We start from the raw sequence: 26,417 nt of genomic DNA on the forward strand, positions 1-26,417 counted from the left end.
ACGACCGCTCTCGTACGCCAGACGAACCGCCTCGCGCTTGAACTCCTCACTGAAACGACGACGCTTCTCAACCATTTTGTGAACTCCTCCAGGCCTATTCTCATAGGCACGGTTTCTGTCCACAAAATCGGGGCAACTCCACCTTCGCCCTCGACATCGCCCCCCTGGACTAGTCGTTCGGGTCGTACTGCCCTCCGCTCAGGAGGGCAGAGTCATCTTCAGGAGCTTTCACCGCCCCCGTGGCGCTCGACTGAACCTTCACCGCGCCGGTCCGGAGATGGCGAGTCCGGAAGAAAGCCCAAGACCACGGCGCCCAGGACGAGGCTCGCGAACGGAAGCTCAAGGAGGCCACCGTAGGGCCAGCGAAGGATCGGCTCCCAAGGGGTTAGACGAAGGACGAAGCACCCAATGATGGAGAGGGCGATTCCGCAGCCCCAGGCGGACATCAAGCGACTGAAGCGGTCGCCTACGATGGCCTCCCGATGGGATCGGATGAACATGAGGGCGACCACAGCGATAGCAACGTCCCAACTGTCATAGTGCCCAGAGGCATAGACCACAGCCAGGAGAACGGCGAGGAGAGTGGCCGCGGATGAGGACCTGCTCAGAGAGTCGGCGGGCATGCCTCAGACGGCAGCAGAGCCATAGGGGTCGACCGTGGGCCCGCCGGGAACCGGGGCTCCATTCGGGTCAATATGCCCGCCCGTCAAGTGCATTGAGGTGTTCATGGGCGGAGTATACCGCCGGCCGGCGATTGCGAGATTTCGCTATCGCTCCTACCGCAGCACCACCGTCAGCGCCAGACCAGCCCAGCCCAGGGCACCCAGCCCGGCACCTCGCTCGAGGGCTTCCCTACCTCACCAATGAGGGCCTAGCCTCGAAATCGGGCCGAAACTCGCCTGGACAATTAAACATCCGCAGCCATACACTCATGCGGATGTCTTGATTTTCGCTAGATCTATTGCTGACACGTCATCGCAAGGAGCCACGCATGATTCTCCGCCGCCCGCACTCCGTGCTCTTCCTGCTCGCCTCGGTTCTCCTCAGCGTTCTCGCATCACCTCGAACCGTTTTGGCGGTGGAGGTGGACATCATCCGCTTCAACGGCACGAGCAGCGAGATCTGCAACTTTGCCGCCCGCCCGATTTTTCACAATTACTCTCTTCTTGTCCGCAGTACCTTTCTCGGTGAGCGGACGTGCACCGACGTGGAATGGCGGTTCATCGAGAACGGCAATGTGACGGAGTTCCAGTCGAACTCTTCCGATGAGATCGTCTCGCGAGCCTGGAACGAGCACGGGATGGCGCGCATCGAAGTCCATGTCGATGACTGCGGCAATTTCACCGGCTCGGGCAGTACCTCGATGGACATCACCGTCGGTCCGGTGCCTCCGCTGACCATCTCCGGGCCATCGGACATCTGCCCCAGTGAGACGCGAACTTTCTTGATCGCGCCGCTCGCCAATGCGACCTCCTACACCTGGGGCGCCGGGGCCGCCATGAGCATCAACGGTGGCGGCACGGTCCTGGCGAACACTGCGGCGACCCAGGTCTCGGTGACCGGTCCCCCGCCCAACGTCATCGCTCCGGTCTTCGTCGAAGCGAGCGCCAACTATCCCAGCGGAGGTAACTACCCGAACTGTGGATCGAGCCCCAGTCGGCGCAGGACTCTCACTCTGTTGCGAAGCCAGCTCGCGACGCCCGGAGGCATTTTGGGACCTGGCCGTGATCTGTGCCCGAACGACCGCAATTACACGGCCAGCTTCTCGACGCAGGCCATCGCGGGCGCCGGCAGCTATGAATGGGAAGTGGTCGGCACCTCCGTGCGCGGCACAACCGGCGGTCCTTTCTACAGCTTCTCGGCGAGCCGGGTCGGCTTTCCGGGCAACTTCACCATCCGCGTTCGAGCGACCAACCGCTGCGGCGCGGCGAGCGGCTGGGTGAGCTCTTCCTTCCGCACTCTGTCAGAGTTCTCACCCCAGTGCCGTCGAGGCGGCGGAGGAGGAGGTGGAGGGCCGCTCCTTCAAACCGGCCCGGAAGTCGGCGAGCACTAGCGCCGAAGGCGCTTCCGCCCGCACGCAGTCCGTCGGGATTCACCTCGAGAGATGAGGCCTCCCCATCTCTCGAGGATCCTGGCGCTCGACAACAGCCGCAGGTCAGCCCGTCGAGGAGATCCAAACAACAAGCTCTCAGGACTCCTTGAGCGGCATGGCTCTCATCGGCGTTGCCGTGGGCCCGGCCAGGGCTTTCCCGAGGGCGTAGCCCCGCGGGATGGACCTCCCGGCCGCGGTGATCTCGTCGGGTGGACGGCTGGCTCCCGGACCCGGTATCGTCGTACTTTCTTACGGTCGTTCTTTCGCCAGAGTCGATTCGAATTGGTGATTCTGGGAATAGGGAGGGTTCAGTGAGCGGTTCCGATGAGCGTGACTCCGAACTGGAGGAGTCGCTTCGATCGCAGATCGAATCGTACTTCGAAGATTCCGACGGTGCCCCGCAACGGGCGCTGGGAACCCTGAACGCGGATCTCGCCGAGGTCCAACAGCAGGTGGCGGCGCTGGATGATGCTCTGGCGCGAGTTCAGCCAGCGGCAGAACGGCTCGATTGGCTGCTTTCTGGCGACCCTTCGGAGCCGCCCTCGGCGCCACCCCGGGGAAAAGCCCGGTGGCAACCGACGGTGGTTGCCTGGACCTCCATCCTGACCGTCGCCCTTCTTACCTGGCAGGTCTCTTTTCTCAGAAAGGAAATTAGTATCCAGACCGAGGCGTACCGTCTTCAAAGTGAGAACGCCTACCTGACGCAGAGGGCGAAAATGCTCGAGATCATCTACGGGGAGTGTGGCCCGACCGACGCCGCCGGCGCTCCGGCCGGCGAGGCCATCAGTCATGGCGCCGGAGACCTCGAGACGCCGTGCCAGGTGACCGCCCCGACGGAGGCTCGCCGGGCGGCGGTGATCACCTTTCTGCACCTCGAACGGAAAAGCGACGACGAGGACCGTCTCACCATGTCGGAGGGTCTTGCACGCTTGGTCCATGCCCCTCTCGAAGGAATCCCGCTCGACGAGGTCGACCTGTCGCGCGTCAACCTGACCGGAGCCGACCTCTACAACGCCGACCTCTCGCTGTCGCCGATCGACGGGTCGAACTTCTTCGGGGCCGACCTGCGCTTCGCCAAGTTTCCCAAAGGACCGGTCGCCAACGTCAACCTGGGCAGCGCCAATCTCGCCGACGCCATTCTGAAAGGGGTCACCTTCGTGGGCACCGACATGACCGACACCGTCCTGCGAAGGGCGGATCTCTCCGGGGCCGACCTGCGCGATGTGCGAGGTTTGAAGCCGGATCAGGTTTGCAGCGCCAAGGCCTATCCCAATCCGCCACCGCAACTTCCTGCGGATCTAGTTCTACCGGCGGAATGTACCGTAGGGTAACCAGGACATGACAAACTCCTACCCTATGAGCCCAGGACGATCCACCCCGACGCTCGACGCACCGAAGGCGCAGCTCCACGTCGTTCGGACGGTGGCCATCGTTGTGCTGGCGGTCGCTCTCGTCTGGGGCGCCTGGTCGATCATGTCTCGACTCCCGACCTCCAACGGTCCCGGCGACAGCGGCGCCTGGGGCACGCCGGCGGGACAGAACGTTGCGGCCGGCATCGACGTCGAGCTGTCGAGCCCTTCCCTGGGTTGGACCGTCGACATGTCCCTCCAAGCCGGCACCCTGTCGTTCCTCGAAGGCGAAGACGGCGAGAGCATCGGTCTACGCCCGCAGCTGGTTCAGAAGATGGTCGCCGGCCGCAGCCTCGAGCTGGTCGAGATCCAGGTCTTTCGCGCCCAGGCGATCGGCACCGAGAACCAGCAGATGATCCCGCTGTCGAGCCTGTTCATCGAAGACGGCGACAGTGGCTATGTCGACCTCAACGATGGCGACGGCCCGATCGAGATCAAGATCGTCGACGTCGATCGCAGCACCGCCAGCGGGTGACGGCGGCGCCGGTGACGACGGCGCCCTTCTTCGTCACGATCCTCACCCTCTCCGCCGCCCTTCCAGCCCTCGCAACCTAGGGAAATCCCGGGGTTTATTGAATTCCAGGACCCGTTCCTCTACAATCCATAAGTCCCTGCAAGCTTTAATTTCGCTTCGCATTATCGAGGGATTTCTCCATCGCCGCGTCGGGCTTGGTCCGTGAGGCGTGGAATCCGCTGGGAGGGAGATGGTCGGTACTCAGTCGATGCCGCACAGGCAATCTCTGGTCGTGCGCGGGCGCACGGTCGGGGCTTCAACGGACGTGCCCACGGGAAGGCCGGAATCCGGTGCCGAGGCTACCGAACCTCTCAAGGGTTCTTTCATGAGCTGGACGGATGCTGGGCCCCGCCTCGCCGTGCTCATCGCGGCGGTCGGCGCCGTCCTCTTGATCGGCTACTTCCTCACCATCGACCGTAGCGTCGCCCCCTCCACTCCACGCGGCGGCGACTCGGCCACGGTCGCGGCGGTCTCCGCCATCGACCCCGGGACGCAGATTCTCGCGGTCCTCTCGGCCGAGGGATTTCGCGTCGACCTCCAGCTCACCCCCGGCCAACCGACCCACATCGAAGACGAGCGCGGATGGGTGCTCGAGGTGGTCCCTGAGCTGCATCCACCGGCGAGCGGAGCCCTGCCCGAAGTCAGCCTGACTTTTTCCCGCCTCGAAACGACCGAGCCGCAGACTCCCCCGATTCACTTGTCGACGGTCCGGGTCGCCAGCGGCGATTCCGCCTACGTCGACCTCGGGGACGGCGACCCCTGGGTCCGGGTCGAGATTCCGGCCACCGGCCAGACGTGGAAACCCTAGGCAATGCGCAATGTCTTGTCCCAGATTCCGCAACTCATAGCACCTCCCCAATATATTCCCTGACGAGGAAGTTTCGACATGGATCAGCCCATGAAAGCACTAGCCGTTCTCGCCCTTGGACTCATCGCACTGGCGAGCCCGGTAGCAGCCATGAGCTCGAACTCCCTCACGTCGCTGGTCACCCTTCGAGTCGAGGTCGCTGGCGAGATCTCAGAGATCGAGGTCCCCCTGGGCGAGCAGGCGACCGTCGGCTTGATCGCCGACGAGTCCCGCTACTTGGTGCTGACCCCGACCGTCGCTCCCGGCTCCAAGGGAATCCATCTCGCCGTCGAGGCAGTGCAGGAAGTCGCCGGCATCCCTCATCGCCACCCGGTGACCACCGGAACCCTCGGCAAGAACCGCTCGCTCGCCATGGTCGGAGCCGGTCTCCGCCTGGAAGTCGAGTATGCTAAGCTCACCAAGTTGTCTCTCGAGGCAACTCTTCGTCCCATTCGATGCTGCGTGACCTGTGACGGCGTAACTAGCTGTGGTCACTGCGTTAGCACGTCCTGCGGATCGTGCTGCATCCGCAACTAGGACCACCGACGAGGCCAATTCAAGATGAAAATTTTCTCTCCTCTGGTAATCGGAATCCTCGCGGTGGTCACCCTCGGCCCGGCCTTCGCGAATGAGCAGGCACGCCTGTGGTACCTCGACAAGGACACCGGGGAGATCGACGCCATCGTGATCGCGGTCACCGGCCCGGACCTTCCGCACACCGAGATCCTGGTCCGAGAGGGGGAATACGGCACCATTCGGTTCACCCGCGGCGGTCCGATCTTGGGCCTGAAGGCGTCGCATATCGGGCTGCGCGGCGAGTCCGCGAGCGTCGATGTCTTTTGGATGGACCACCTGATGAGCGAGAAGGCCCGCGCCAGCCAGTTCGTCGAGCGACTCGAGCTCGGCAAGGACGGCGCGGTCAAGCTTCCCGCGGACGCCGCCCGTCGGGCTGGTCGCGGCCTCATCGACATCCAGTTGGTGGGCGCGAAGCTGGCGAATCGCTGAAGCGCACCTCGGCGAATCGCGGCAGCGATTCGCTCGCGAGTCTGGGCGCCTCTTCCCTCCCCAAGTCGCCCGCTCACCCTCGGTAGATCGCCTCGGGCGTGAACCGATCCCCCTTTAGAGGCTTCCCTCGAGCCGAGCCAAAACGCGGCTCTGCCCTCTCCGCCCTAGAAAAACCTGCCAGCGTCACCGTCCGCTGACGCCGAACCCAGCGACTCGAGCCAGCGATTCGCGACCTGCTCCGCGCACTTCGCCCGTCTTGCTGCAGCAGCATTAGACAGAATGACGGCCGAGGAGTACTATTGATCAAGGATGTACATGGGCAAAATGGGGTCTACACTTGCCAGGCTTCGTTCCGAAGCGAATCTGACACAGCAGGAGCTCGCAGAGCGCACCAGCTGCAGTCTGCGGTCGATCGAGGACTGTGAGGGCGGTGAATCGCCTTCGCTGGAGACTCTCGAGGAGATTCTCGAGGTGCTGGATGTCGACCTCGTCGACCTTGGATTGATGATGGGAATGACCGGACGGCGCCCCGCGACGCGGGAAGCGTTGAAGAGGGCTGTGGAGATGAGCGATTCAGGACTGGGAAATTTCGAGGTCAAGCCGGACGACGACCCAGAGGTCGACGCCATCGTCGCCAAGGTGATGCGACGGCTCGAGACGATGCACGAGGAAGGGCCATCGCTTTCGACCGAGGCCCCGGCCGAGGGCAGAAAGGACGGCACCTGATGGAGAGCATGCTGCCCGACTTCGATTCCGAGGAGCTCGAGGCCCGGCAAGCCGAGGTCGAGCTTTCCGGCCTTTCCGGAGAAGCGCGGGTCGAGGCCGCACGGCGCGATCCCCGCTGCCGGACCCGCGCCTTCATTCAGCTCGCCATGAGCCGGACCGGCCCCGGCGCGGTGGACCCCATCGGTTGGGGGCAGGCCGCCGTCGCCGCCGCCAGCAGCGAGGACCGCCTGTGCTGCCGCGAGCTGCTACCGCTGGCCTGGGCCCGTCTGGGCAACGCCCTGCGCTTCAAGGGCCAGCTCCGGGCCGCCCTCTCGGCCTTCCACTACGCGGCGGAGCTCGAGGATGAGATCGCCGACCCCCTCGACCTGGCCCAGGTGTGGTCCCTGCGAGCGTCGCTGCATTTCGAAATGGAAGAGCACCGCGAGGCGGCGGACCTGCTGCGGGATGGTCTGAAGGAGGTCCGCGGGCTGGCTTCCGATTCGTTCCAGTCGGTGCTCGAGGTCAAGCTCGGCCTCGCCCTGGTCCATCTCGAGGAGTTTCGCAGTGCCGCCGATACCCTGGGTCGGGCGAGCACTCGCCTTCACCCGGTCGAAGATCTGCGGCTCTTCCTGGTCGCTCACCACAACCTGGCCTACTGCGAGGTAGAGCGCGGGCACTTCGGTCAGGCAGCGCGCATCCTGGCGGCCCTCGAGCACTGGTACTACGAGCTCGACGACCCCAAGCTCCTGGTGCTGCGAGACTGGCTGTTCGGCCGCATCCTCGCCGGCCGAGGACACCTCGAGCAGGCGGCCGACGTCTTCGGGTTCCTACGTTCCCGGAGTCTCGAGCTCGGGCTGGTGCACTTTGCCGGGCGCATGGAGCTCGACCGCGGCGAGCTGCTTTATCTGCTGGGAAGCTCCGACGAAGCGGAGCAGTCGGTCGCCACGGCCCACGCGACCCTCGAAGCGGCGGGTTGCCAGCAAGAGGCACTGGCAGCCATCCTCCTGCTGCGCCAGGGCCTGGAGCGCCACAAGGCGGCGAGCGAGCTGCTCGCGCTGTTCGCGACCGCGCGGCGCCGGGCGCAGAGCCTCTAGCACGCGCAGGGCCTTTTCAATACTTCGGAGGGAGTTTCTTCGCGGCGGCAGCCTGCGAAGAAGGACTGGGTCGGTTCGGCGGCGACCTCAGATCGCCGACAGCGGCACTTCGGGAGCCGCGTATCCCGACAGGCGGACATCGACGGCCGCGGCCGGCCGTCTCACGTCACAGCGATCTCTATGAGCCTTCTAGAGGAGCAAACGGCCCTTAGCCGTCCGGGTCCGCTCCGGGATTGACATCGCCTTCGTCGTCTCTATCCGAAGTCCGATCTCCCAACCCTAGAAGCTCGAGAATTAGATCCCACATGGGTTCTCCGTTCTGCGCCGAAGCCGTGCCGGCAACTCATCATCCGGCAAGCCAAAATCGATTCCGATGACCGCATTCCCCCCGGCCTCACGACCGGGCAATGCATACATACTCCCATGTCGAGAGCTGCGAAGGAAGCCTATGGCTTCCAATCGATCTCTTCTAGTCATCGCCTTCCTCCTCGGAAGACGGCTCCGACAAGGCCCCTTCCGGCAAAGCTGCGCCGGCGCTCGGCTCCGCCGCGAGGAGATAGTTCAGATCTTCGGCGAAGGTCTCTTCCTTCTGCGCCCCCAGGTAGGAGGAGTAGATCAGGCCCTCGCGATCGAGAATGAAGGTGCTGGGATAGCCGGTCAGACCGCCAAACACGGCGGTGCTGACCTCGCCAGGATCGAGCAACGTCGGGAAGGTCAGGCCGAGCTCCTCGGCATAGGGCTGCACCTTCGAGCGCCCCTCCTTATCGGTCGCGATTCCGACGATGGCGACGCCTTCGGAGGCGAGGTCACGATGCAGTTGCTCGAGCACCGGCAGCTCCTCGCGGCAGGAGGCGCACCAAGTGGCCCAGAAGTTGATCAGCAGAACCTGTCCCCGGAAGGCCGACAGGCGGTGACGCTCACCGTCGAGCCCGAGGAGCTCGAAGTCGGGCCCCGGCATGGTGCGGGCGACATCGATCGCCAGCGGACCGGAATCGACCGGCGCCGACGGCCCGCAGGCCGCCAGCACCAGGCAAAGCACAAGCGGTAAGCCGCGCCGGCCCCAATCGAGCCGCCGTCGAAACGGTCGCTCAGTCGCCATCGGCTCCGGCATTCTCGCGTTCTTCCTTCTCGCGGTGCAGCTCGTCGATGGTGCCGGTGGCTTCACCGCGGCCTTCGCAGTGGGCACAGGTCAGCACCAGCGTTTCAGGGTGATCCTCGAGCCAGTCGCTCCAGCGGTGGATCGCCCAGGCATCATCCGGCAGCTCGGCGAGCTGCTCGCCGGTGAAAGCCCCTTCTCTCGACTCACCGGAGGCCTGATGCCACAGGGAATCGGTGTCGGTGTCGTACATCATGAGGTTGCCGTCGATCAGCTTGCCGGAAACCCCCAAGGTCAGCTCTTTGTCTCCTACACGGCGGTCGTGGACCACGACCGATTGCTCGGATGGTCACCAAGAAGCCGCGATGGGCTGTCCTCCGACACGATCATTGACGATCTGATGGTTCTTCAGGATGTAGAGCGGATAGGCCCGGGACTCGCCCTGGGCACTCACTCCGACGACGCTGACGCCGCCGGCGAGGGGGGCTTCGTCAGCGGCGACCAAAATCGGTCGGACGAGCGCCAGCTTGGCGTCCTTGGCGCGGTATTCGAGCAAGCCATGGAAGGGCTTGCCGCCGGTGACGGTCTTGGCGGCGGAGCCGTGGGGCTCGCTGGCCTGGACCGCGGGCTCGGGCTCGCCCGACGAGCAGGCCAGCGCCGAGAGGGCGACCAGGGTCACTCCGAGGATGGATCCACGCGAGGTTGCATATCTCAACGGTCAATCTCCGGTTTGGTTGAAGAAGCTCTCACCCCAGGGCTGCGGGGCGACGGGTTCGGCCGGCACTTCACGCCAGCTCTCAGAGGCCTGATCGAAAATCAAACTGCGGTCCAGGGGCACCGATTCGAAGCGGGCGACGGAGCCGTCCGGCCAGATGATCTCGACATCCGCCGCGGCGACCTCGCCGAGGCCGAAGTGGAGGGTCGTCGAATGGGTGCCGAGATAGCTCTCGCCGACCATCCGCCAAGCCGTGTGAACCTGCTCCTGGCCGTCCGCCGTTGTCGCCCGCACCACCACTTTGGCCCCTACCGCCCAGCGGTTCGAGCCGGTGCCGACGAGCTGCACCGCCAGCCAGTTGCCGAGTCGCTCCGAACGGTTGTGCAACAGCAGCGGCTCACCGTTGTGGACCAGCACAGCGAGGTCCACCAGACCATCGCGGTCGATATCGGCGAAGGACATGCCGCGGCCGACGAAGAGCTCTTCGAAGATCTCGCCGGCGCTCTCCGACACCTCCCGGAATCCCTCCGCCTCGCGGGCGTAGACCATCTGTCGCTGGGGGATCATCTTGGGCTCGGTCAGGACCTCGAGAGTCCATTCGTCCTCCACCGTCGAGCCGTTGACCAGGAAGAGGTCGGCATCGCCGTCGAGATCGAAATCGCGGAAGCCGGTCCCCCAACCCACCAGGTCGCGGGTGATCGGTCCCAACCCCTCTTCGAAGGTCAGGTCCTCGAAGAGCAGCTCGCTGCCGTCGCTGGCATTGCGATAGAGGGCGTTCTCCTCGCCCACCCAGTGGGTCAAGAAGAGGTCCGGCCGGCCATCGCCGTCGTAGTCCGACAGGCCGATGCCCATGCCGGCGCGAGGATCGCGCGTGCCGGCGTTCTCGGTGACGTCCACGAAGGTGCCGCCCTGATTGCGAAACAGACGGTCGAAGCTCTGATCGTTAGCCACGTAGAGGTCCGGCCAGCCGTCGTCGTCGAGATCGGCGAAGGCGGCCTGCAGACCACGTCCCTGGGGATCGTCGACGCCGGCCTCGGCGGCGACCTGCTCGAAGCGACCGTCGCCTTCGTTGCGCAACAGCAGGTTGGGTTGCGGCGGATAGTTGGCCGGCGTCGTCATGGTGCCCGGACGACCGCCCACCAGCGGCCGGTTGCGGGCCCGCTCCCAGGGAAAGTCGACATAACAGGGAATGTAGATATCGAGGTCGCCGTCGCGATCGTAGTCGGCGGCGGCGGCGCCCATCGCCTCACACGGGATGACCCCGAGGCCGGCGGCGCGACTGCGGTCTTCGAAGGTGCCGTCGCCGCGGTTGCGCAACAGCACGATCTTGTCGATGCCGGTGATCAGTAGATCGAGCCAACCATCGCCATCGAAGTCGAGCCAAAGCACACCGTTGTCCCAGCCGACGTGGCCGGTGCCGCTGGCCTCGGTGACGTCACGGAAGGTGCCGTCGCCCAGGTTGCGGAACAGGCGCCCGCCCTGGCGCTCCGCCTCGAGGGCAGAGCGCTCGGCGAGAGCCGGGCCCGCGAAGTTGACCAGGTAGAGGTCGTCGAAGCCATCGTTGTCGTAATCGCCGAAGGCCAAGCCGGAACCGTTGTCCTCGGGCAGCAGGGCGGCTCGTACGGCGTCGAAATGGCGGAACTCGAGGCCCGCATCGGCCGCGATTTCGGCGAATCGGATAGTGCCGGCGGGCGCCGCTTCGGGCTCCGGTTCGGGAGCTGGCGCCGGAGCACAGGCGGTCAGGGCGCACAGCGCCGCCGACGCCCAACCGAGGCGCAGCCAGGTCACCGCCGACGGCTTCGCGAGCACACGTCCAGCGGCGGCGGCGGGGTCCGCCGAGGCGCACCTCGGACGGGAGATAGCAGTATGGGTCATATTGGTCTTCAAAGGGATCCGATCGAGTCGATGAACGGTCTTGAAAAAACTGGCGGCCGAAAGCTTCTTCGGCCGCCATAGACATATCTACTTTAGCACCTGAAAGCAGTCTCGCCCGGGTCATCGGATGCGCTCCGCGCGGACTTTCCGGGAGGCCGAGGAAGAGGTGAATTCTTCCTCCCCGCAGCTTTCAGCTCAGCCATTTGTCGGGACGCGCCCGCGGTCACCACATCCGATCAGTCGGCGTAGTAGCCGTGACCTCCGGCCTGGGAGTACCAGTGGGAAATGCCCGGCCACACCAGCCAATAGGTGACCCTGGCGCAGTCCCCACCCGGACCGTAGGCGACCCGTTCGGCATAGCGGGGATGGTTCCAGTCGAAGGCGTCGAGGTCGGCCGGGTACTCGCCGGTGAAGGCGCGCATGCTCTCGGCATGGTCGATGATGCGCACGGCTTCTCGGTGCAGCAGGAACCAACGCGTGCCGAGCCAGAGCTGATGAGGCACGAGAAGCAGCACCAGCAAGACGGCAACTCGCAGAGCGCGGCGCCGGTTGGCGCTCGACGGACGGACAGCCCAAGCCGCTGCGAAGGGCAGAGCCGGCGCCAGCACCAGGAGGCTGAGGAGGCGATAGAGCATCTCTCCCAGGGTCCAGAAGCTCAGGCAGACGGCGGCACCGCCGGCGAGGAATCCGAGGGCGATCGCAGCGGCTGGCCAGGAGCGCCGATAGGCCGCAAAGGCGGCCAGCACGAGTCCGGGCCCGAGAGCGCCAAGGCCCAGAACCGGCACTCCCCAATCGCAGTAGAGGGTCAAGCGACCGAACAACGCCAGCCACGAGAAGACAGCCAACAACCCGACGAAAGCTACGAGGTCGACATAGAACCTGGAGTTCTCTGAGAGCCGCATGGCGCGAGCCTGGCTTTAGGCTGCGGCCTGAATCCGCTGAACTTGTGGCATCCCTGTGGCGATGGCCACGGCATTGAAGACGATGTCGTGAACAGCTCGGACGCGCGATCGTCGCCATTCGATGACCGAGTTTTCGAACACATGTCGCAGTAGCCAGCGGGAGTCTCCCCAGGAGCAGGTCGGAAGGGGCCCGCGATATCCGTCTGCTCCTCGGGGCTCCTTGACCGCCTGGTTACCGCCTCGATATATTGAAGGAAGGTCTCATCCGAAATTTGCGCTGGAGGCTGATTCGATCACCGGGGGCCGGTGGTCCCGAGCCATGCTGCGAGCCTCGCAGCGCACGATTCTCCTGGGAGGAGCCATGAAGAAATTTCTGATCTCTTGCGTCGTCCTGTTCGTCCTCTGGATGCTGGGAAGCTGGCTGGTACACGGTGCTCTGCTGATGAGCGACTATGGCGAGCTCGGCTCGATGTTCCGCTCGCCGGAGGACTCGCAGCAGTACTCGATCTGGATGCTGATCGCCCACGTCATCATGGCGGCGGCCTTCACCTGGATCTACCAGCGTGGCGTGCAGCCCGGCGACTGGCCGGGTCAGGGCTTGCGCTACGGCGCCGCCATCGCCTGCATGACGGTGGTGCCGACCTACATGATCTATTACGCCGTCCAGCCGATGCCCGGCATGGTGGTGGTGAAGCAGATCGTGTTCGACGCCATCTTGATCCTGCTGCTCGGCTTGGTGGTGGCCTTCCTCAACCGCCGCGCCGCCTGAGCCGGCGGGGCAGCGGCCTGAAGGGGCGAGCTACCTGCCACAAAACCCCGGGCCGCGAAAATCGGCCCGGGCCTTCGCCCTAGCGCACCAGCGGCCGGTACTTGATGCGCCGCGGCTGGTCGGCATCAGCGCCCAGGCGCTTGCGCCGATCGGCCTCGTAGTCCTGATAGTTGCCCTGGAACCACACCACTCGGCTGTCCCCCTCGAAGGCCAAGATGTGGGTGGCGATGCGGTCGAGGAACCAGCGATCGTGGCTGATCACCACGACACTGCCACCGAAGGCGAGGAGCGCCTCTTCGAGGGCCCGCAGCGTGTCGACGTCGAGGTCGTTGGTGGGCTCGTCGAGGAGCAGCAGGTTGCCGCCACTCTTGAGCAGCTTGGCGAGATGCAGCCGGTTGCGCTCACCGCCGGAGAGCTTGCCCACCTGCTTCTGCTGGTCGGCACCACGGAAACCGAAGGACGACGCGTAGGCCCGTGAGCTGACTTCGCGACGACCGAGCTGGATCGTGTCGCGGCCGCCGTCGGAGATCTCTTCCCAGACGCTGCGCTCCCCTTCGAGGCCCTCGCGGCCCTGGTCGACGTAGGCGGTAACCACCGTCTCGCCGGTCTTCAAGGTGCCAGCATCGGGCTCCTCCCGGCCCACGATCATGCGAAAGAGGGTGGTCTTGCCGGCCCCGTTGGGACCGATGACGCCGACGATGCCGCCGGGCGGCAGCAGGAAGTCGACGTCTTCCATCAACAGCCGGTCGCCATAGCCCTTGCTGACACCCTCCGCTTCGACCACCACATCCCCCATCCGAGGTCCCGGTGGGATGAAGATCTCGGCGCGTCGGGCACGCGCCTCCGATGCCTGGTCTTCGGCGAGCAGGCTCTCGTACTGCGAGATGCGCGCCTTGCTCTTGGCCTGTCGTCCGCGCGGCGTCATCTGGAGCCATTCGAGCTCACGCTGCAGCGTGCGCCGCCGCGCCGAGGCTTCCTTCTCCTCCTTGCCGAGGCGCGCTTCCTTCTGCTCTAGCCAGGACGAGTAGTTGCCCTCCCATGGGATGCCGGATCCGCGGTCGAGCTCGAGAATCCAGCCGGCGACGTTGTCGAGGAAGTAGCGGTCGTGGGTCACCGCCACCACGGTGCCCTGATAGTCCTGAAGGTGGCGTTCGAGCCAAGCCACGGACTCGGCGTCGAGATGGTTGGTGGGCTCGTCGAGAAGCAACAGATCGGGCTGGCGCAGGAGCACCTGGCAGAGGGCCACGCGCCGCCGTTCGCCACCGGACAGGACGTCGACAATGGCGTCCGCCGGCGGCAGGCGCAGGGCCTCCATGGCAAGCTCCAGCCGACTGTCGAGCTCCCAGGCGCCGGCAGCCTCGATGGCGTCCTGGAGCTTGCCCTGCTGCTCGAGCACCTGGGCCATCTCGTCGTCCGAAAGCTCCTCCCCGAGACGCATCGAGAGCTCGTCGAAGCGGGTCAGCAGGGCGCGGGTTTCGGCCACCGCAGCGTCGACGCACTCACCCACCGTCGCCCCAGCGGGCAGCTCCGGCTCCTGGGGCAGAAAACCCACCGTCCGGCCATCGGCGAGAAAGGCCTCGCCGGCGAAGTCGCTGTCGACGCCGGCCATGATGCGCAGCAGCGTCGACTTGCCGGCGCCGTTGGCGCCCAGCACGCCGATCTTGGCGCCGTGGTAGAAGGACAGCCAGATGCCCTTGAGGATCTCTTTGCCCTGCGGGGTCACCTTCCGCAGGTCCTTCATGGTGTAGATGAATGGCGGCGCCATGGCGTTGCTCCTCGTCCTCGGCCGACCCCCATGGCCGCCGAGCGGGCGGCATTCTTTCACGCCCCGAGGCACCGTGGGCGCGACGAGGGTTCAGGGCCGAGAGGGCACGTCCGACGGCGAGATGTCACATCTCCATTGAATTTGCTGTGATAAATGTGTGAATGTTCGAATTAACATTCACATTCACGGAGACTCTCCCATGTACCGACCGCGAATCTCACTGCTCTTCGGACTCACCGCCCTCCTGCTCGTCAGCTTTGTGGGAAGCGCCCTGGCGCAAGACTCGAAGCCCCTCTCCCCGGAGGAAGCTCTGCTACAGGACGCCGAGGCCTACGCCCTGCACTTCGACGTTCCGCTCGAGGACGCGATTCGTCGCCTCGAGCGTCAACCGGCGATCGGCGACCTCGCCGCCGAGCTCTACCAAGACTCCACCTTCGCCGGTCTCTGGATCGACCACAGCCCCCGCTTCCAGGTGACCGCCCGCTTCACCTCGCCGGAAGCCGGCTTGCGCCGCATCGAGAGCCTCAAGGACCGGCTGCGCGGCGTGCCGGTGCGGATCCTCGGCGCACCGCGCTCGCTAAGGGACCTCGAGGCGGAGCAAACCCAGGCGGCCTTCGTGCTCGAACGGGCGCGCGTCGCATCGCTGGTCGACCTCGACATCGACGTACGCAACAACCGCGTCGTGGCCTCGGTGGTCGACGCCCTCGAGCTGGCATTCGCCGTCGAGCGCAGCAGCTTCCGCCTACCGGCGGCCCTCCATGTCGAAGAAGTGGCGGCCGTCGCCGGAGACTTCGCGCAGGTCTATGCCGGCCTCAACCTCACCACGTGCACGATGGGCTTTTCGGTACGCGACGCCGGCGGCGCCACCGGCGTCCTGACCGCCGGCCACTGCGGCAACACCCAGTCTCACGGCGGCCGCAACCTGCCCTTCCAGGGCGAGTGCTTCAGCGGCTCCGAGGATGTGCAGTGGCACGACGACACGGTGCACCACTTCCCGCTGCCCTGGATGAAGGCCGGCAGCGGCAGTCGCACCGTCAACAGCACCCGCACCCGCACCGCCCAGGCGATCGGCACCTGGGTGTGCAAACACGGGAAGACCACCGGCTTCACCTGCGCCTCGATCACCTCGATCTCGTTCCGTCCCAACACTTCGATCCAACCCGGAGCCAATGCCACCTTCGTGCGGGTCAGCGGCTCCGGCACCCTCGCGTCGGGCGGCGACAGCGGTGCGCCGTACTACGCCGGCAATGAAGCCTACGGCGTCCTCAAAGGCGGTATCAGCGGCGACTCTACATGCCGATCAACTTTGTCAACTGCCTGGGCGTCAACCTGATGCTTTACACCCCTCCCCCACCGCCGACCTGTGAGGACGATTGCGCCCGCGACTACGCGGACTGCCAGGTCGATTTCTGCTACTGGGACTACGACGCCTACATGTGCAACACGGGCTGCGATCTCGAGTTCGACGACTGCCTCGACGACTGCTGATCAAACTCTCCTCTGCCGCCGGACAACAGAACCGTAGAGGCAAGCATCGAGGGCTTGTCTCTACGGCCTATAGAGCGACCTAAATCAAGCCGGTATCTTCTCCGCCAACCTTCGGAGCTCGCGCTCGAATCCCTGTCCTGCGCCCTGGCTGGAAACTTGGACCAATTCATTGAGACCTGACCTGCTGGAGAAGTGCAGCTGCTCGTAGAGGGCGATCGGGATCTCTCGATTGTCTCGAAATCGGCGATCAGGACCACCTCGTTTGTTGACGAATTTCCAGGTGTGATCGACGACCTGGGCGTCCGAAGGGACCGCGCCGTCCTCGATGAAGGGCGTGGCGCGCCGTTCAAGCCTGAGATCGCCGTAGCCGACCGCCCCGACCCCGGCAAAGTCAAAAATCAAGATGCGGTCCGGGAAGAAGAAGAGCTTCTGCCGACCGACAGGAATCACCGGCACCGACAGATTGGTCTTCAAAAATGATGGTGTCGAAAGCCTCAGCGTGATTCCGCTGCGACGCAGGAGCCTCGCAGCGCCCGCATTCCGCTTCCAGTCTTCGACATCGCCCTGAGCCTCGACATGCCAGACACGACGACAGCTCTTGAGGCGGTCGAAGGCGTCGCAGAAGCGCGAGAACATCGCTTCCATTTCGGAATCGAGCTCATAGAAAAGAACAACACTTTTCTCGAGCTCGTCCCGTTGGTGGGCCCCCCAAGTCGCAAGCGCCAGCAAAGGGCAATAGACGATGAGAGCGAAATCTGGCGCCCCAGCCAGGACCAGCCAAAGCAAGAAGAGAAAGCCAGCGCCACCCACCCATGGAGCCCACCGCCACACTTTCTTCTTGCGCTCGATCTCACGAAGCAGCTCCTCCGATGAAGAATCCCGCAGTTGCGACACCGCAGCGCTATCGATGTCTTGCATCGCAACCTCTTCCACCACCGACGCAGGAGTCGCCGGCGTTGGTTCAGGTCGGCTAGGCGATGGAACCGAGACGCGATAGGAGAGGCCGCCGCGGCCCACTCGAACGTAGTTGCCTCGAGGCCCCATGCCGACCCGGAAGCCTGGGACACCGGCCGAAACTCCAATCCCTGCTGTCGAAAAATTGAACCTCATGGGACCCACCTTGAGGCTCTTGCGAAATCGCAATCCCATGGACTTCCCTCCCGATCAAATCGTTCCGTTCCTCAGGCGCCGCAGCGAGCGGCGACGGACTTACGAGCTTTGAAACGAAAACTCGGGAATCGTGCAAAACCACCGCAAGGACGCCGCGGGAGTCTCGCGATCGAGAGGAAAAAGAGCGATCACGGCGCGACTGCGTCAGCGGCCTGTCAGCGCCCGATCGAGCTCGCCGACGCTCGGATGGTCGGCGCCGAGGGCGGCGATCAATCGCTGGCGGAGATCGCGCGCTTCCTGGCGCAGAGTCGGCGAGGGCGCCTGCGCGAGCCGCAGGATGAGGCGGTTGGCGGCGATGCGGAGGGTGGTGGGGTTGTCCGCTCCGAGGCGACTTTCGGCGATGGTGAGGGCCTCGCCGTAGAGCTCGCCGGCGCGCTGGATTTCGCCGAGGCGACGCTCGACGGCGGCGAGATTGCTGAGCAAGGTCGCCAGGGTGGGATGGTCGTCGCCGAGGTGACGGCGCAGGACGTCCACCGCTGCGGTGAGCTCATGGCGCGCCTCGGCGTCGCGACGCTGACCCTTGAGGCTCTCGGCGAGGTTGTTGCGCACCACCGCGACTCGCACGTGGTCGTCACCGTAGAGGCCGCGATAGGTCGCGAGGGCCTGGCGATGCAGGGCTTCGGCGGCGCCGTGCCTCTGACGGCCGTCGAGCACCAGGCCGAGATTGCTGCGCGTCGCCGCCAGGTCGCGATGATTCGCCGGCAAGGCGCGCTGTTGCAGGGCCAGAGCCCGGCGGTAGAGGTCTTCTGCCTGCTCCAGCCTGCCGCGATCAGCGGCCAGATTGCCGCGATTGTTGAGCGCATTGGCCACCAGCGGGTGGTCCGGGCCGAGTAGCCGCAGGCGCAGGGTGATGGCCTCTTCGAGCAGCTCGTCGGCCTCGTCGAAACGTCCCTGGCGGGTGGCCGTCGAGGCCAGATGGCTGAGGGTGACGGCGAGGTCCGGGTGCCCCTGGGGAAACAGGCGCTGCTGCTCGGCGAGGGCTTCTCGATAGAGCACTTCGGCCCCGGCGTCGTCACCGGCGCGGCGACGAATAGTCCCGAGGGCGACGGTGAGGGTCGCCGCGAGGGGATCCGGTGCCTCGCCCCGAAGGCCGCGCAGCTGCTCGAGAGCACGACGCTCGAGCCGTTCCGCCTGATCGTAGCGCCCGCGCTCGCGCTCGAGACCGGCGTGGCGGTGGAGGACCCGCGCCAAGATCTCGGACTCGATCCCGGCGAGGATCTCGGCCGCCTCTCGGTAGGCGGCTTCGGCTTCCCCGAGGCGTCCCTGGCGCTGCCGCAAAGCCCCGAGGTCAGCGAGACTCTCGGCGGTCTCCGGGTGAGACCCTCCGAGGCGCCGGCGACGCTGCTCGAAGGCCGCCTGCAGAGCTCCCTCGGCGGCCTCCAGCTCGCCTTCCCCGATGCGCACTCGGCCGAGCGAAGCCAGCGCCTCGGCAACCTCCCCGTGGGGCTCGCGGTAGAGCGTCCGGCGCCGCGCGACGGCGCCATCGAGAAGCTCGCCAGCGGATGCGTACAGCCCAAGGCCGGCGTAGGCGTCTCCCATGGTGAGCATCAGGTCGGCAACCGTCTCCTGCGACAGACCGGGCCGCTCGATCTCGCGCCGCGCCTGATCGAGGAGCTCGCCGGCGGTGATCTCGGCGCCCCGGGAGTGGCTGGGATCGGCGGACTCGAAGAGCCGCACCAAAAAACTCGAAACGGATTCGGCGCGGTCGCGCTGGCGCAAGATCTCGGAACGCTGCACCAGCAGCAGCGTCGTGAGCGCCAGAAGGGTGGTCACGGCGACGGTCACCAGGGCCACCGGCCAGCGGTGGCGACGCACGAACTTGGCGCTGCGGTAAGCGAAGGTGTCCGGCTGAGCGCTGACCGGCAAGCCCTGGCGATAGCTCTCGAGGTCGCGACCGAGAGCCTCGGCCGAGGCATAGCGACGCTCCGGCTCCGCCTGCAGAGCCTTCAGCACGATGCGGTCGAGATCGCCCCGCAAGGCTCTTTCGAGATAGCGATCCGGAGGCTTCGGCGCAGTGGCGGGAGCTTCCGCGACGACCGTCGAGGGCCGGCGCGGCGGCCGCTCGAGAATCGATCGCGCGAGCTCATGGGGCGGCGCTTCGGCGCCGCCGTGGGGATGGACGCCGGTGATCAGCTCGAAAGCCAGGACGCCGAGGGCGTAAACGTCGGTGGCGGTGGTGACGGCGTCGCCGCGGAGCTGCTCCGGGCTGGCATAGGGCGGTGTCATCAGACGGTCCCCGGCTACCGTCAAGGCCTCGCCGGCTCCTGCGCCGAGGAGCTTGGCGATGCCGAAATCGAGCAGGCGTGGCGCCCCGGCGGCGGTGACCAAGACGTTGGCGGGCTTGAGGTCGCGGTGTACGACCAGCCGCTGATGGGCGGCGTGGACCGCTGCACAGAGCTCGATCAGCAGCACCAGGCGCTGATCGAGGGAGAGCCCCTCCTCCCGAACGTAGCGATCGATGGAGCGCCCCGCCACGTGCTCGACCACCAGGTAGGGCAGACCGTCGTCGGTGGTGCCGCCATCGAGTAGGCGCGCGATGCCGGGGTGCTCGAGGTCGGCGAGGATTTGCCGCTCGGCGCGAAAGCGGGTGGCGAGGTCGGGGGTCGCGAGATGGCGGCTGAGGACCTTGAGGGCGACGGTCTTCTCGAAGGTCTGATCGTCCCGCAGCGCCAGGTAGACCACCCCCATGCCGCCCTCGCCGAGCAGGTCGAGAATGCGATACGGGCCGATCTGGTCCGGCCACGTCGGTGGAGCGTCACCGAGGAGCTCGAAGGCGGGGCGATCGACGAAGCCGGTGGCCTGTCGGTGAGCGGCGAGCAGGCTCGCCACCTCCTCCGCCAAGGCGTCGTCACCGAGGGTCGCGAGATAGTCCCGCCCCTCCTCCGGCGAGAGGCCGCGGGCGGCGTGAAAGACCTCCTTGACCCGCTGCCAACGCTGAGAGTCCACGGTCCGGCTAACCCTCCGCCGAGTGGAGCCGACGGTAGAGCCAGGCTCGCGCCAAGGTCCATTCGCGGCTCACCAAGGAGGCGCTGACGGACAAAACTTCGGCCGTCTCGTCGAGGGTCAGGCCGGCGAAGTAGCGCAGCTCGACGATGCGACCCTGGCGCGGATCAAGGCCCGCCAGCTCGGTCAACGCGCGATCGAGGGCCAGCAGGTCGAGGTCTCGGGGACGATCCGCCGGCTCCCCCACCTGATCGAGGGAAATCACCACCGCATCACCACCGCGCTTGACGCGCTGTCGGCGACGGGCATGCTCGACCAAAATGCGACGCATCACCTGCGCTGCGAAGCCGAAGAACTGGGCACGGTTGCGCCAGCTCACCTGGCGTTGACCGACGAGTCGCAGATAGACCTCGTTGACCAGCGCCGTCGGCTCGAGAGTGTGGCCGGCTCGCTCGCCAGCGAGAGCCCGCCGAGCTCGCCGCCGCAGGTCGGCCTCGACGAAGGGCATCAGGCGGTGCAAAGCGTCGCCGTCACCGTCGCTCCATTGCCGCAGAATCTCGGTGATCGCACCGCTTTCGAGGGGCCCTTCGGAAGACTGATCCACCGCTCGATTCTATGACTTCCGCGGCGATCGCCCCGCTTCGGAGACTGGACAGACACCCTCGCAAAGGCAATATCATCGCCGAGTCGTACATAGGAGTAGGTACACAAGGATCCACGATGGGTCGGCATCGGTGGAGCGCCTGCAAACGAACCCATGGGAGCTCATCCAAGATGAAGACTGCATGCGTGGTTCTCTGCTGCTGTTTCCTCCTCGCCCTACCAGCCAGCGGCACCAACCTCCTCGAGCTGCACGTCAAGCCGTGGCAACACGAAATCACGATCCCCTGGACCGGCGACCCGGTGGTAGAGGTCGTCGGACCGACCTACGGTCGGCTCACCGAATTCTCGGCCCAGGGTGAGCTGGTCTACAGCCTCTATCCGAACAGCCATTTCTGGAGCGTCGGCCGCGACCGCGCGGTGGTGACGACGGAGGACGCGAGCGGCAATCGCCACGAGCATCACCTCGAGCTCTCCGCCGCCGTCATCCCGAACCAGCATGCAGCTCACGACTTCGAGGTCGGAAGCACGCCGCCGGCGGAGGTCGATCCGGGCGATCAGCTCTCGATCGGCCCGGGCGGAGCGCTCTACGGCAACGGTGGCGCGCTGGTCGTCCTCGACGGCTCCGGCGAGCCGGCCTACTTCGAGATCCCCTTGCCGGATGCCGTCGAATCGCCCCCCGACACTCCCGAATCACCGGACCCGGCCGATTCCGGCTGCGCTGACCTGCGCATCGGTCTCGGCGGCGGCGGCCGAGACGGCTGGGCGGACTGCGTCCCCGCGATCGGTGGGGAGAGCGCCTGCGTCGTGACCATCTTGAGCGGTCACGATGCGTTCGGTAGCCCGGTTTTCCGGCTCGAGAGTCGCTTCGATGACTCGTCCTCCTGGACTCGGGCCGTGCTGCTCGCAAGCGACGGCAAGAAAGCCGAGACGCCCTGGATCGAGGTCGGCAACGAAGACCGCTCCCTGCGCCTCGACTGGTGGTCCGAGGGCCTGCGCCTGTGGGTCGACGGCCTGGCGGTCTCGGACCTCGAGGTCGCGGCGTCGGTCCCGGCCGTCAGCGCCTTGCGGCTGGGCGCCAGCGAGGCACCAGCAGGACCGGTCGCGGCCTATGCCCTCGACGGCTTGAGGGTCTACTCACGCGGCGCCGCCGCGGGTTTGGGCGTGCTCTCCCGAGATTCCTTCGAGGACGACCTGTCCGGCTGGAGCAACAGCTCCACCGGCAGCGGAGGGGCCCTCACCGTCGACCCTGCCGCCGCCCTCGCCGGCGACTCCGGCCTCGCGATCGACCTCGGAACCGGTTGGGGCGACTGGCTCTTCCAGGCTTCCCCCGCCAACGAAGACGGCGCCGGCTTCGGTTTCTTGATCGACAGCGACCATCTTCGGCTGCCCCCCGGCGAGGTCATGGCCATCGCCCACGGGCGCCGAGCCGACACGGAGCTGCCGGGGAACCGCTTCAGCCTGCGACTCTGGCACAGCCAGTCCGGCATCCGGATTCAGGCCACCGGCCTCGACGACGACGGCACACCCCATCGCACCCCCTACTCCGCGCCACTCCTGCCGGGCAGCCGAGTCGACGTGCGCTGGCAGCGCGCCATCGAAACCGGCAGCCGAGATGGCTGGCTGCGCCTGTGGCTCGACGGTGAGCTGGTCGGCGAGATCCGCGCCCTCGACAACCACGCCTTCGGTCTCGAAGCCCTGCGCCTGGGCGCCCTCGCCCTGCGCCAGGGAATCGCCGGCACCCTCGTCCTCGATGAATTCGATCTCTGGAGCCCGGTGCTCCCCTAGACCGCCCCCCTCTCCCGCTCCGCCCCTCCGCCTGAAACCTGGGTCGAAGCATTTCTCTCGAGTCCCCTGCCGCATTTCGGTTGGGGACTTTTCTCTTTTTCGGCGCGTTCCCTGGCGCGGGTGGTCGAAGGCCGGCCTCGTTTGCCGCCGACCCGGCAGGCGCGACCTCTTCGGCCACTCGCTCTCACAGCTCCCCGCGGCCCTCCCACCACCGGAGAATCAACCTTCGGGATCGACTCCGTCGGCGATTCGCCCAACGCTTTCTGGCTCGCCCGAAACGGCCACTCCTTCGCCAGCGGTCGGCGCCAGGATCATCTCGGAATGGGGGAAGGGCCGTGCTGGCAAATCCCGTTCTTCATTGTCCCCTGGGCGCGGGCAAGGCTCGAGGCGGATCTCGCCGTTGAGGGTCGAGGCTCGCAAGAAGCGAGCACTCTCGCCAATCTGGCCGCGGATTTCGACCTCGGTGCTCTGGCGGCCTTCGCCCGGAGCCAGCGTGCGCACCACCGGCTCGACAGCGATGGGAAACCCGAGATGGATGGGATCGCCCGCCGTCTGCAGCTGCACCCGCGCCGAAAAGGTCGCCGGCAGGCAAAGCTCGACGCTGCCGTTGAGGGAGGTGAAGATCATGTCGCGGGCGGGATCGACGGCCGCGAACTCGGCGACGATGGAGCCGTTCGAGGCGTTGACCGCGGCCGCCGAGCTCAAGCCGGTCAAGCGTACTGAGCCGTTGAGATTGGTGACCTCCACGGGACCCTCGAGATCGGCCACGGAGACGTCGCCGCCGCGCTCGATGCGCACCACCGCCGCGCCGCGACGAGGCATGCGAAGACGCAGATTGGCGCTGCGCATGGCCCCCGAGGGCAGTGCCGCAGGCCGCAGATGAATGCGCTCTCCACCCTCGAGAGCGAACCGCTCCACTTCGACGGGCAGCGCGGCGAGGTCGCCGTTCCCTTCCGGCAGGCTTTCGACGACCACCACCGAGGCATCCTCCTGACCGAGGACTTGAACCTGCCCCCAAGCAACGTCGACCTCGAGGGTCAGAGGAGCCGTGGGGTCGGCCAGCTCGAGGCGCAGGATCTCACCGCTCGCGGGCATCGTCAGCCCGAGGCCGATCATCCCCAGGAGGACCGCCGCCAGACGGTCACGCAGAGTCACGGCGCGCCGGCTCACGACCTTCCCCCCAGGACCCGTCGAACCTCGCCGTGAACTCCCGGCCCGGCGAGCCAGCGCTCGAGCTCGGCCTCGGAGACCAACCCACGCTGCCGTAGGCGCAAACCCAGATGGGCCTGGACGATCGCCGCCTGCTGGTTGGCCAGATGATCCACCCAGCGCATTTCGGCGAGGCGCTCGTCCGAGAGCTCGAAGAGCGCCCCGAGGGCCGCCAGACGAACGTTGAGGCTGGGATCTTCGTCGAGGCGGCGCAGCAGCGCCGCCCGCAGCTCGGGCCGCTCTTCCGCCAGCGGCGAAGCACCATGGACCCCCGCGAGCCGCTCGAAGGTGGTGGGCGCCTCGATGCGAGCCACCAGCGGGCTACCGGTGGGTCGCGGGGCGCTCGGCCACCAGATCACCAGTCCGGCGGCCAGCAGGATGCCCGCCGCCAATGGCCCTATCCAGCGCTGCCGCGGCGACCGCCGACGGCTGCTCCGCAATCTCTCTTCGAAATTCGCCTGCAAACGCTCCATCGGAGCGTCCGCCGCCAGGGCGTCGAGCAGGTTCTCTTCGCGATCGCGCTTCGTCATCGGTCGTCCTCCTGGGTCAACATTCCTCTCAGCTTGCCCCGCGCCCGGTGAATCCGGGCCTTGACGGCACCCGGCGAGATGTCGAGCAAAGCGGCGATATCGCGATGTTCGAGACCTTCGAAGTAGGACAGAAGCAGCACTTCGCGCTCGCCGCCGCCGAGCTCCTGGAGGGCGCGGGTCAGGGCTTCGGCCCGCTGCCGCGCCGCCAGCTCGGCCTCGGGCCCGTCCGAGGTGTCCTCGTGCCCAGGGCTGCCGGCCGTCGGCAGCTCTTCCTCGCCGCGGCGCCGCCCCTTCTCCAGACGATTCCACGCCAGGTTTCGGGCGGTCACCAGCATCCACGGCACGAAGGCCGCCCCGCGGCGGTAGCGCCGCCGCGCCCGGAGGAGGCGCAGGAACGTCTCCTGCACCAGGTCCTCGGCCTCCGACGGGCTTCCCAGGAGGCCGCGCAGGTACCCGAAGAGACGCCTGCCGTGGCGCTCGAAAAGCACCGCCAGGAGATCGAGCTCACCGGCACGCACGGCGCCCATCAAGGCCTCGTCGCTGGCTTCTGGGTTCATGGCTGCAATGGCGGGCGTCGCGGAATCTCGAACTCTTGGCCGTGCACGCTGCGCCACTGCAGTGCGGTGACTTCTCCGTGGGCATTGCGCAGCGGCCGTACTCGGGCGAACAGCGCAGGGTACCAATAGGCATCCTCGCCGACCTCCAGGAGGGGCGTGAAGTAGCCTCCGGTGCCCTTCAGCTCGAGGCCCCGGGAATGACGGACGATGTCGATCTCGAGCCCGTCATGGACCGGATACTTCCCCGTCAGGGAATCATCCCGTCCCCAGCTCAGACCGCGCCGAGGGTGATCCAGCTCGGGCAGCTCGCCGCCGAGCACCAATCGCGGCAGTGCATCTTCGAGGAACTCGAACCCCGACGTCCGGATGTTGCCGGCATAGGCCACCAGAAGCTCGTCCTGCGGATACCACTCGAGGAAGGCGGTGTAGCCGGTGGTCACGCCGTCATGGCCGATCACCGAGCGTCCAGCGCGGCGATAAAAGGCGACCCCGAAGCCGCGACCGTTGCCAGCATCGCCGAGCATCTCGGCGGTCGAGCGCTCGGACAAGACCTCACCGGCCACCAGGGCCTCGGTCCAGCGGGCCAGATCCGCCACCGTCGAGACCACGCCGTCGGCCCCCGGATGCCGCAACCGGCGCCGCGGCGCCGGCCGGAGCTCGCCTCGCGGCCCCCCGGGATCGTACCCCACGGCCTGCTGGGCGAGCCCTTCGAGGCCATCCCAGACGTCCGTGCCGGAGAGCCCGAGGGGACGGAAGAGAGTGCGTCGCAGGTGTTCTTCGAAGGACTCCTCGGTCACCGCCTCGACGACGCAGGCCAGCACCACAAAGCCGCCGTTGCTGTAGGACGTCCGCGATCCCGGATCGAACTCCGGCTCGGCGTCGAGGAGCCGCCGGCAGGTCTCCAGGCGAGACTTCTCCGGCCAGTCCTCGGGCAGATCCCGCCGGATCCCCGAACGATGGTTGAGGAGGTCGATCACCCGCACTGCCCGGGCCGTCGCCGTCTCGACGGACAGGTACCGGGCGACGGGATCGTCGAGGCGCAACCGGCCGCCATCCCGCAGGCGCAAGATCGCCGCAGCGGTGAACTGCTTGCTGATCGAACCGACGGCGAACCGGCTGGTGACGCGGTTGGCCAGTCGCCGCTCGCGGTCGGCCTCGCCATAGGCGCGATGCAGCAGCACCTCGCCGCGATGCTTCACCAGCACCGCGCCGGCCAGGTGCCGATCCTCGACCAGGGGCGCGACCCAGGAATCGAATCGCGAGCCGACGTCGGCGAGGCAGGCCGAAGGCAGGAGAATTAGCAAAACAATCATCAGGAGTTTCTTCATGGACGGCTTCCTCCAG

24 protein-coding genes are annotated in these 26,417 nt (G+C 66.4%); 12 read left to right on the forward strand and 12 right to left on the reverse strand.

All coding sequences use genetic code 11. From position 1 onward, the window contains the following. Positions 1-991 precede the first annotated feature (991 nt). The 8 genes from AAF604_09240 (at position 992) to AAF604_09275 (ending at position 7,666) form a co-directional block, all read left to right on the forward strand. Positions 992-2,053, forward strand: a complete 1,062-nt coding sequence (locus AAF604_09240) for a hypothetical protein (protein ID MEM7049833.1) — start codon at positions 992-994, stop codon at positions 2,051-2,053. Positions 2,054-2,403: 350 nt separating this feature from the next. Next, entirely contained in the window at positions 2,404-3,423 is a 1,020-nt protein-coding gene (locus tag AAF604_09245) for a pentapeptide repeat-containing protein (GenBank protein ID MEM7049834.1), read from the forward strand. A 25-nt stretch (positions 3,424-3,448) separates the two neighbouring features. Then, entirely contained in the window at positions 3,449-3,976 is a 528-nt protein-coding gene (locus AAF604_09250) for a hypothetical protein (protein ID MEM7049835.1), read from the forward strand. Positions 3,977-4,340: 364 nt separating this feature from the next. Beyond that, a complete protein-coding gene (locus AAF604_09255; GenBank protein MEM7049836.1) occupies positions 4,341-4,823 on the forward strand; it encodes a hypothetical protein in 483 nt (160 codons plus the stop codon). Positions 4,824-4,913: 90 nt separating this feature from the next. Next, positions 4,914-5,399 (forward strand): hypothetical protein, encoded by a 486-nt coding sequence (locus tag AAF604_09260; protein MEM7049837.1) that lies wholly within the window; start codon positions 4,914-4,916, stop codon positions 5,397-5,399. A gap of 24 nt (positions 5,400-5,423) precedes the next feature. After that, entirely contained in the window at positions 5,424-5,867 is a 444-nt protein-coding gene (locus AAF604_09265) for a hypothetical protein (GenBank protein ID MEM7049838.1), read from the forward strand. Positions 5,868-6,176: 309 nt separating this feature from the next. Then, a complete protein-coding gene (locus AAF604_09270; protein MEM7049839.1) occupies positions 6,177-6,593 on the forward strand; it encodes a helix-turn-helix transcriptional regulator in 417 nt (138 codons plus the stop codon). Next, positions 6,593-7,666, forward strand: coding sequence for a hypothetical protein (locus AAF604_09275; protein MEM7049840.1), 1,074 nt, complete (start codon positions 6,593-6,595; stop codon positions 7,664-7,666). Before AAF604_09270 ends, AAF604_09275 begins: the two co-directional genes overlap by 1 nt. A gap of 469 nt (positions 7,667-8,135) precedes the next feature. Here the strand turns inward: AAF604_09275 and AAF604_09280 are convergent, their stop codons facing one another. The 4 genes from AAF604_09280 to AAF604_09295 all read right to left on the reverse strand — a co-directional run bounded on the left by AAF604_09280 (position 8,136) and on the right by AAF604_09295 (position 12,254). Beyond that, entirely contained in the window at positions 8,136-8,765 is a 630-nt protein-coding gene (locus AAF604_09280) for a TlpA disulfide reductase family protein (GenBank protein MEM7049841.1), read from the reverse strand. Continuing rightward, complete coding sequence (locus AAF604_09285; GenBank protein ID MEM7049842.1) at positions 8,755-9,441, reverse strand: DUF3179 domain-containing (seleno)protein; 687 nt, start codon at positions 9,439-9,441, stop codon at positions 8,755-8,757. The genes AAF604_09280 and AAF604_09285 overlap by 11 nt, the downstream gene beginning before the upstream one ends. A gap of 39 nt (positions 9,442-9,480) precedes the next feature. After that, positions 9,481-11,352 carry a CRTAC1 family protein gene (locus tag AAF604_09290; GenBank protein ID MEM7049843.1) on the reverse strand — a complete coding sequence of 624 codons (1,872 nt, stop codon included), beginning with the start codon at positions 11,350-11,352 and terminating at the stop codon, positions 9,481-9,483. A 236-nt stretch (positions 11,353-11,588) separates the two neighbouring features. Continuing rightward, complete coding sequence (locus AAF604_09295; GenBank protein MEM7049844.1) at positions 11,589-12,254, reverse strand: hypothetical protein; 666 nt, start codon at positions 12,252-12,254, stop codon at positions 11,589-11,591. A 361-nt stretch (positions 12,255-12,615) separates the two neighbouring features. On the opposite strand from AAF604_09295, the gene AAF604_09300 reads away from it, so the two are divergent. Beyond that, positions 12,616-13,023 (forward strand): hypothetical protein, encoded by a 408-nt coding sequence (locus AAF604_09300; protein ID MEM7049845.1) that lies wholly within the window; start codon positions 12,616-12,618, stop codon positions 13,021-13,023. Positions 13,024-13,102: 79 nt separating this feature from the next. On the opposite strand, the gene ettA is transcribed toward AAF604_09300, so the two are convergent. Beyond that, positions 13,103-14,788 (reverse strand): energy-dependent translational throttle protein EttA, encoded by a 1,686-nt coding sequence (gene ettA / locus AAF604_09305; protein MEM7049846.1) that lies wholly within the window; start codon positions 14,786-14,788, stop codon positions 13,103-13,105. 199 nt (positions 14,789-14,987) lie between these two features. Between ettA and AAF604_09310 the strand changes: the two genes are divergently transcribed. Together AAF604_09310 and AAF604_09315 are read left to right on the forward strand one after the other, a co-directional pair. Then, positions 14,988-16,121, forward strand: a complete 1,134-nt coding sequence (locus AAF604_09310; GenBank protein MEM7049847.1) for a S1 family peptidase — start codon at positions 14,988-14,990, stop codon at positions 16,119-16,121. Then, on the forward strand, positions 16,082-16,276 hold the full coding sequence (locus AAF604_09315) for a hypothetical protein (GenBank protein MEM7049848.1): 195 nt from the start codon (positions 16,082-16,084) through the stop codon (positions 16,274-16,276). The genes AAF604_09310 and AAF604_09315 overlap by 40 nt, the downstream gene beginning before the upstream one ends. Before the next feature lie 84 nt (positions 16,277-16,360). Here the strand turns inward: AAF604_09315 and AAF604_09320 are convergent, their stop codons facing one another. The 3 genes from AAF604_09320 to AAF604_09330 all read right to left on the reverse strand — a co-directional run bounded on the left by AAF604_09320 (position 16,361) and on the right by AAF604_09330 (position 20,993). Next, on the reverse strand, positions 16,361-17,194 hold the full coding sequence (locus AAF604_09320; GenBank protein ID MEM7049849.1) for a hypothetical protein: 834 nt from the start codon (positions 17,192-17,194) through the stop codon (positions 16,361-16,363). Between the two features lie 396 nt (positions 17,195-17,590). Further along, positions 17,591-20,392 (reverse strand): serine/threonine-protein kinase, encoded by a 2,802-nt coding sequence (locus AAF604_09325; GenBank protein MEM7049850.1) that lies wholly within the window; start codon positions 20,390-20,392, stop codon positions 17,591-17,593. A gap of 7 nt (positions 20,393-20,399) precedes the next feature. Further along, positions 20,400-20,993 (reverse strand): ECF-type sigma factor, encoded by a 594-nt coding sequence (locus tag AAF604_09330; protein ID MEM7049851.1) that lies wholly within the window; start codon positions 20,991-20,993, stop codon positions 20,400-20,402. Positions 20,994-21,163: 170 nt separating this feature from the next. Here AAF604_09330 and AAF604_09335 point away from each other — a divergent pair, with 170 nt between their 5' ends. Then, positions 21,164-22,777, forward strand: a complete 1,614-nt coding sequence (locus AAF604_09335) for a hypothetical protein (protein ID MEM7049852.1) — start codon at positions 21,164-21,166, stop codon at positions 22,775-22,777. Between the two features lie 219 nt (positions 22,778-22,996). On the opposite strand, the gene AAF604_09340 is transcribed toward AAF604_09335, so the two are convergent. From AAF604_09340 to AAF604_09355, 4 genes are read right to left on the reverse strand one after another with little or no spacing between them, the layout of a single operon-like run. Continuing rightward, complete coding sequence (locus AAF604_09340; GenBank protein ID MEM7049853.1) at positions 22,997-23,947, reverse strand: hypothetical protein; 951 nt, start codon at positions 23,945-23,947, stop codon at positions 22,997-22,999. Continuing rightward, on the reverse strand, positions 23,944-24,516 hold the full coding sequence (locus AAF604_09345; protein ID MEM7049854.1) for a hypothetical protein: 573 nt from the start codon (positions 24,514-24,516) through the stop codon (positions 23,944-23,946). Before AAF604_09345 ends, AAF604_09340 begins: the two co-directional genes overlap by 4 nt. Further along, entirely contained in the window at positions 24,513-25,073 is a 561-nt protein-coding gene (locus tag AAF604_09350; GenBank protein MEM7049855.1) for an RNA polymerase sigma factor, read from the reverse strand. The genes AAF604_09345 and AAF604_09350 overlap by 4 nt, the downstream gene beginning before the upstream one ends. Beyond that, complete coding sequence (locus AAF604_09355; protein ID MEM7049856.1) at positions 25,070-26,401, reverse strand: serine hydrolase domain-containing protein; 1,332 nt, start codon at positions 26,399-26,401, stop codon at positions 25,070-25,072. The genes AAF604_09350 and AAF604_09355 overlap by 4 nt, the downstream gene beginning before the upstream one ends. Positions 26,402-26,417 lie beyond the last annotated feature (16 nt).

It is taken from the genome of Acidobacteriota bacterium, from assembly GCA_039028635.1.
Taxonomy (GTDB): Bacteria; Acidobacteriota; Thermoanaerobaculia; order Multivoradales; family JBCCEF01; genus JBCCEF01.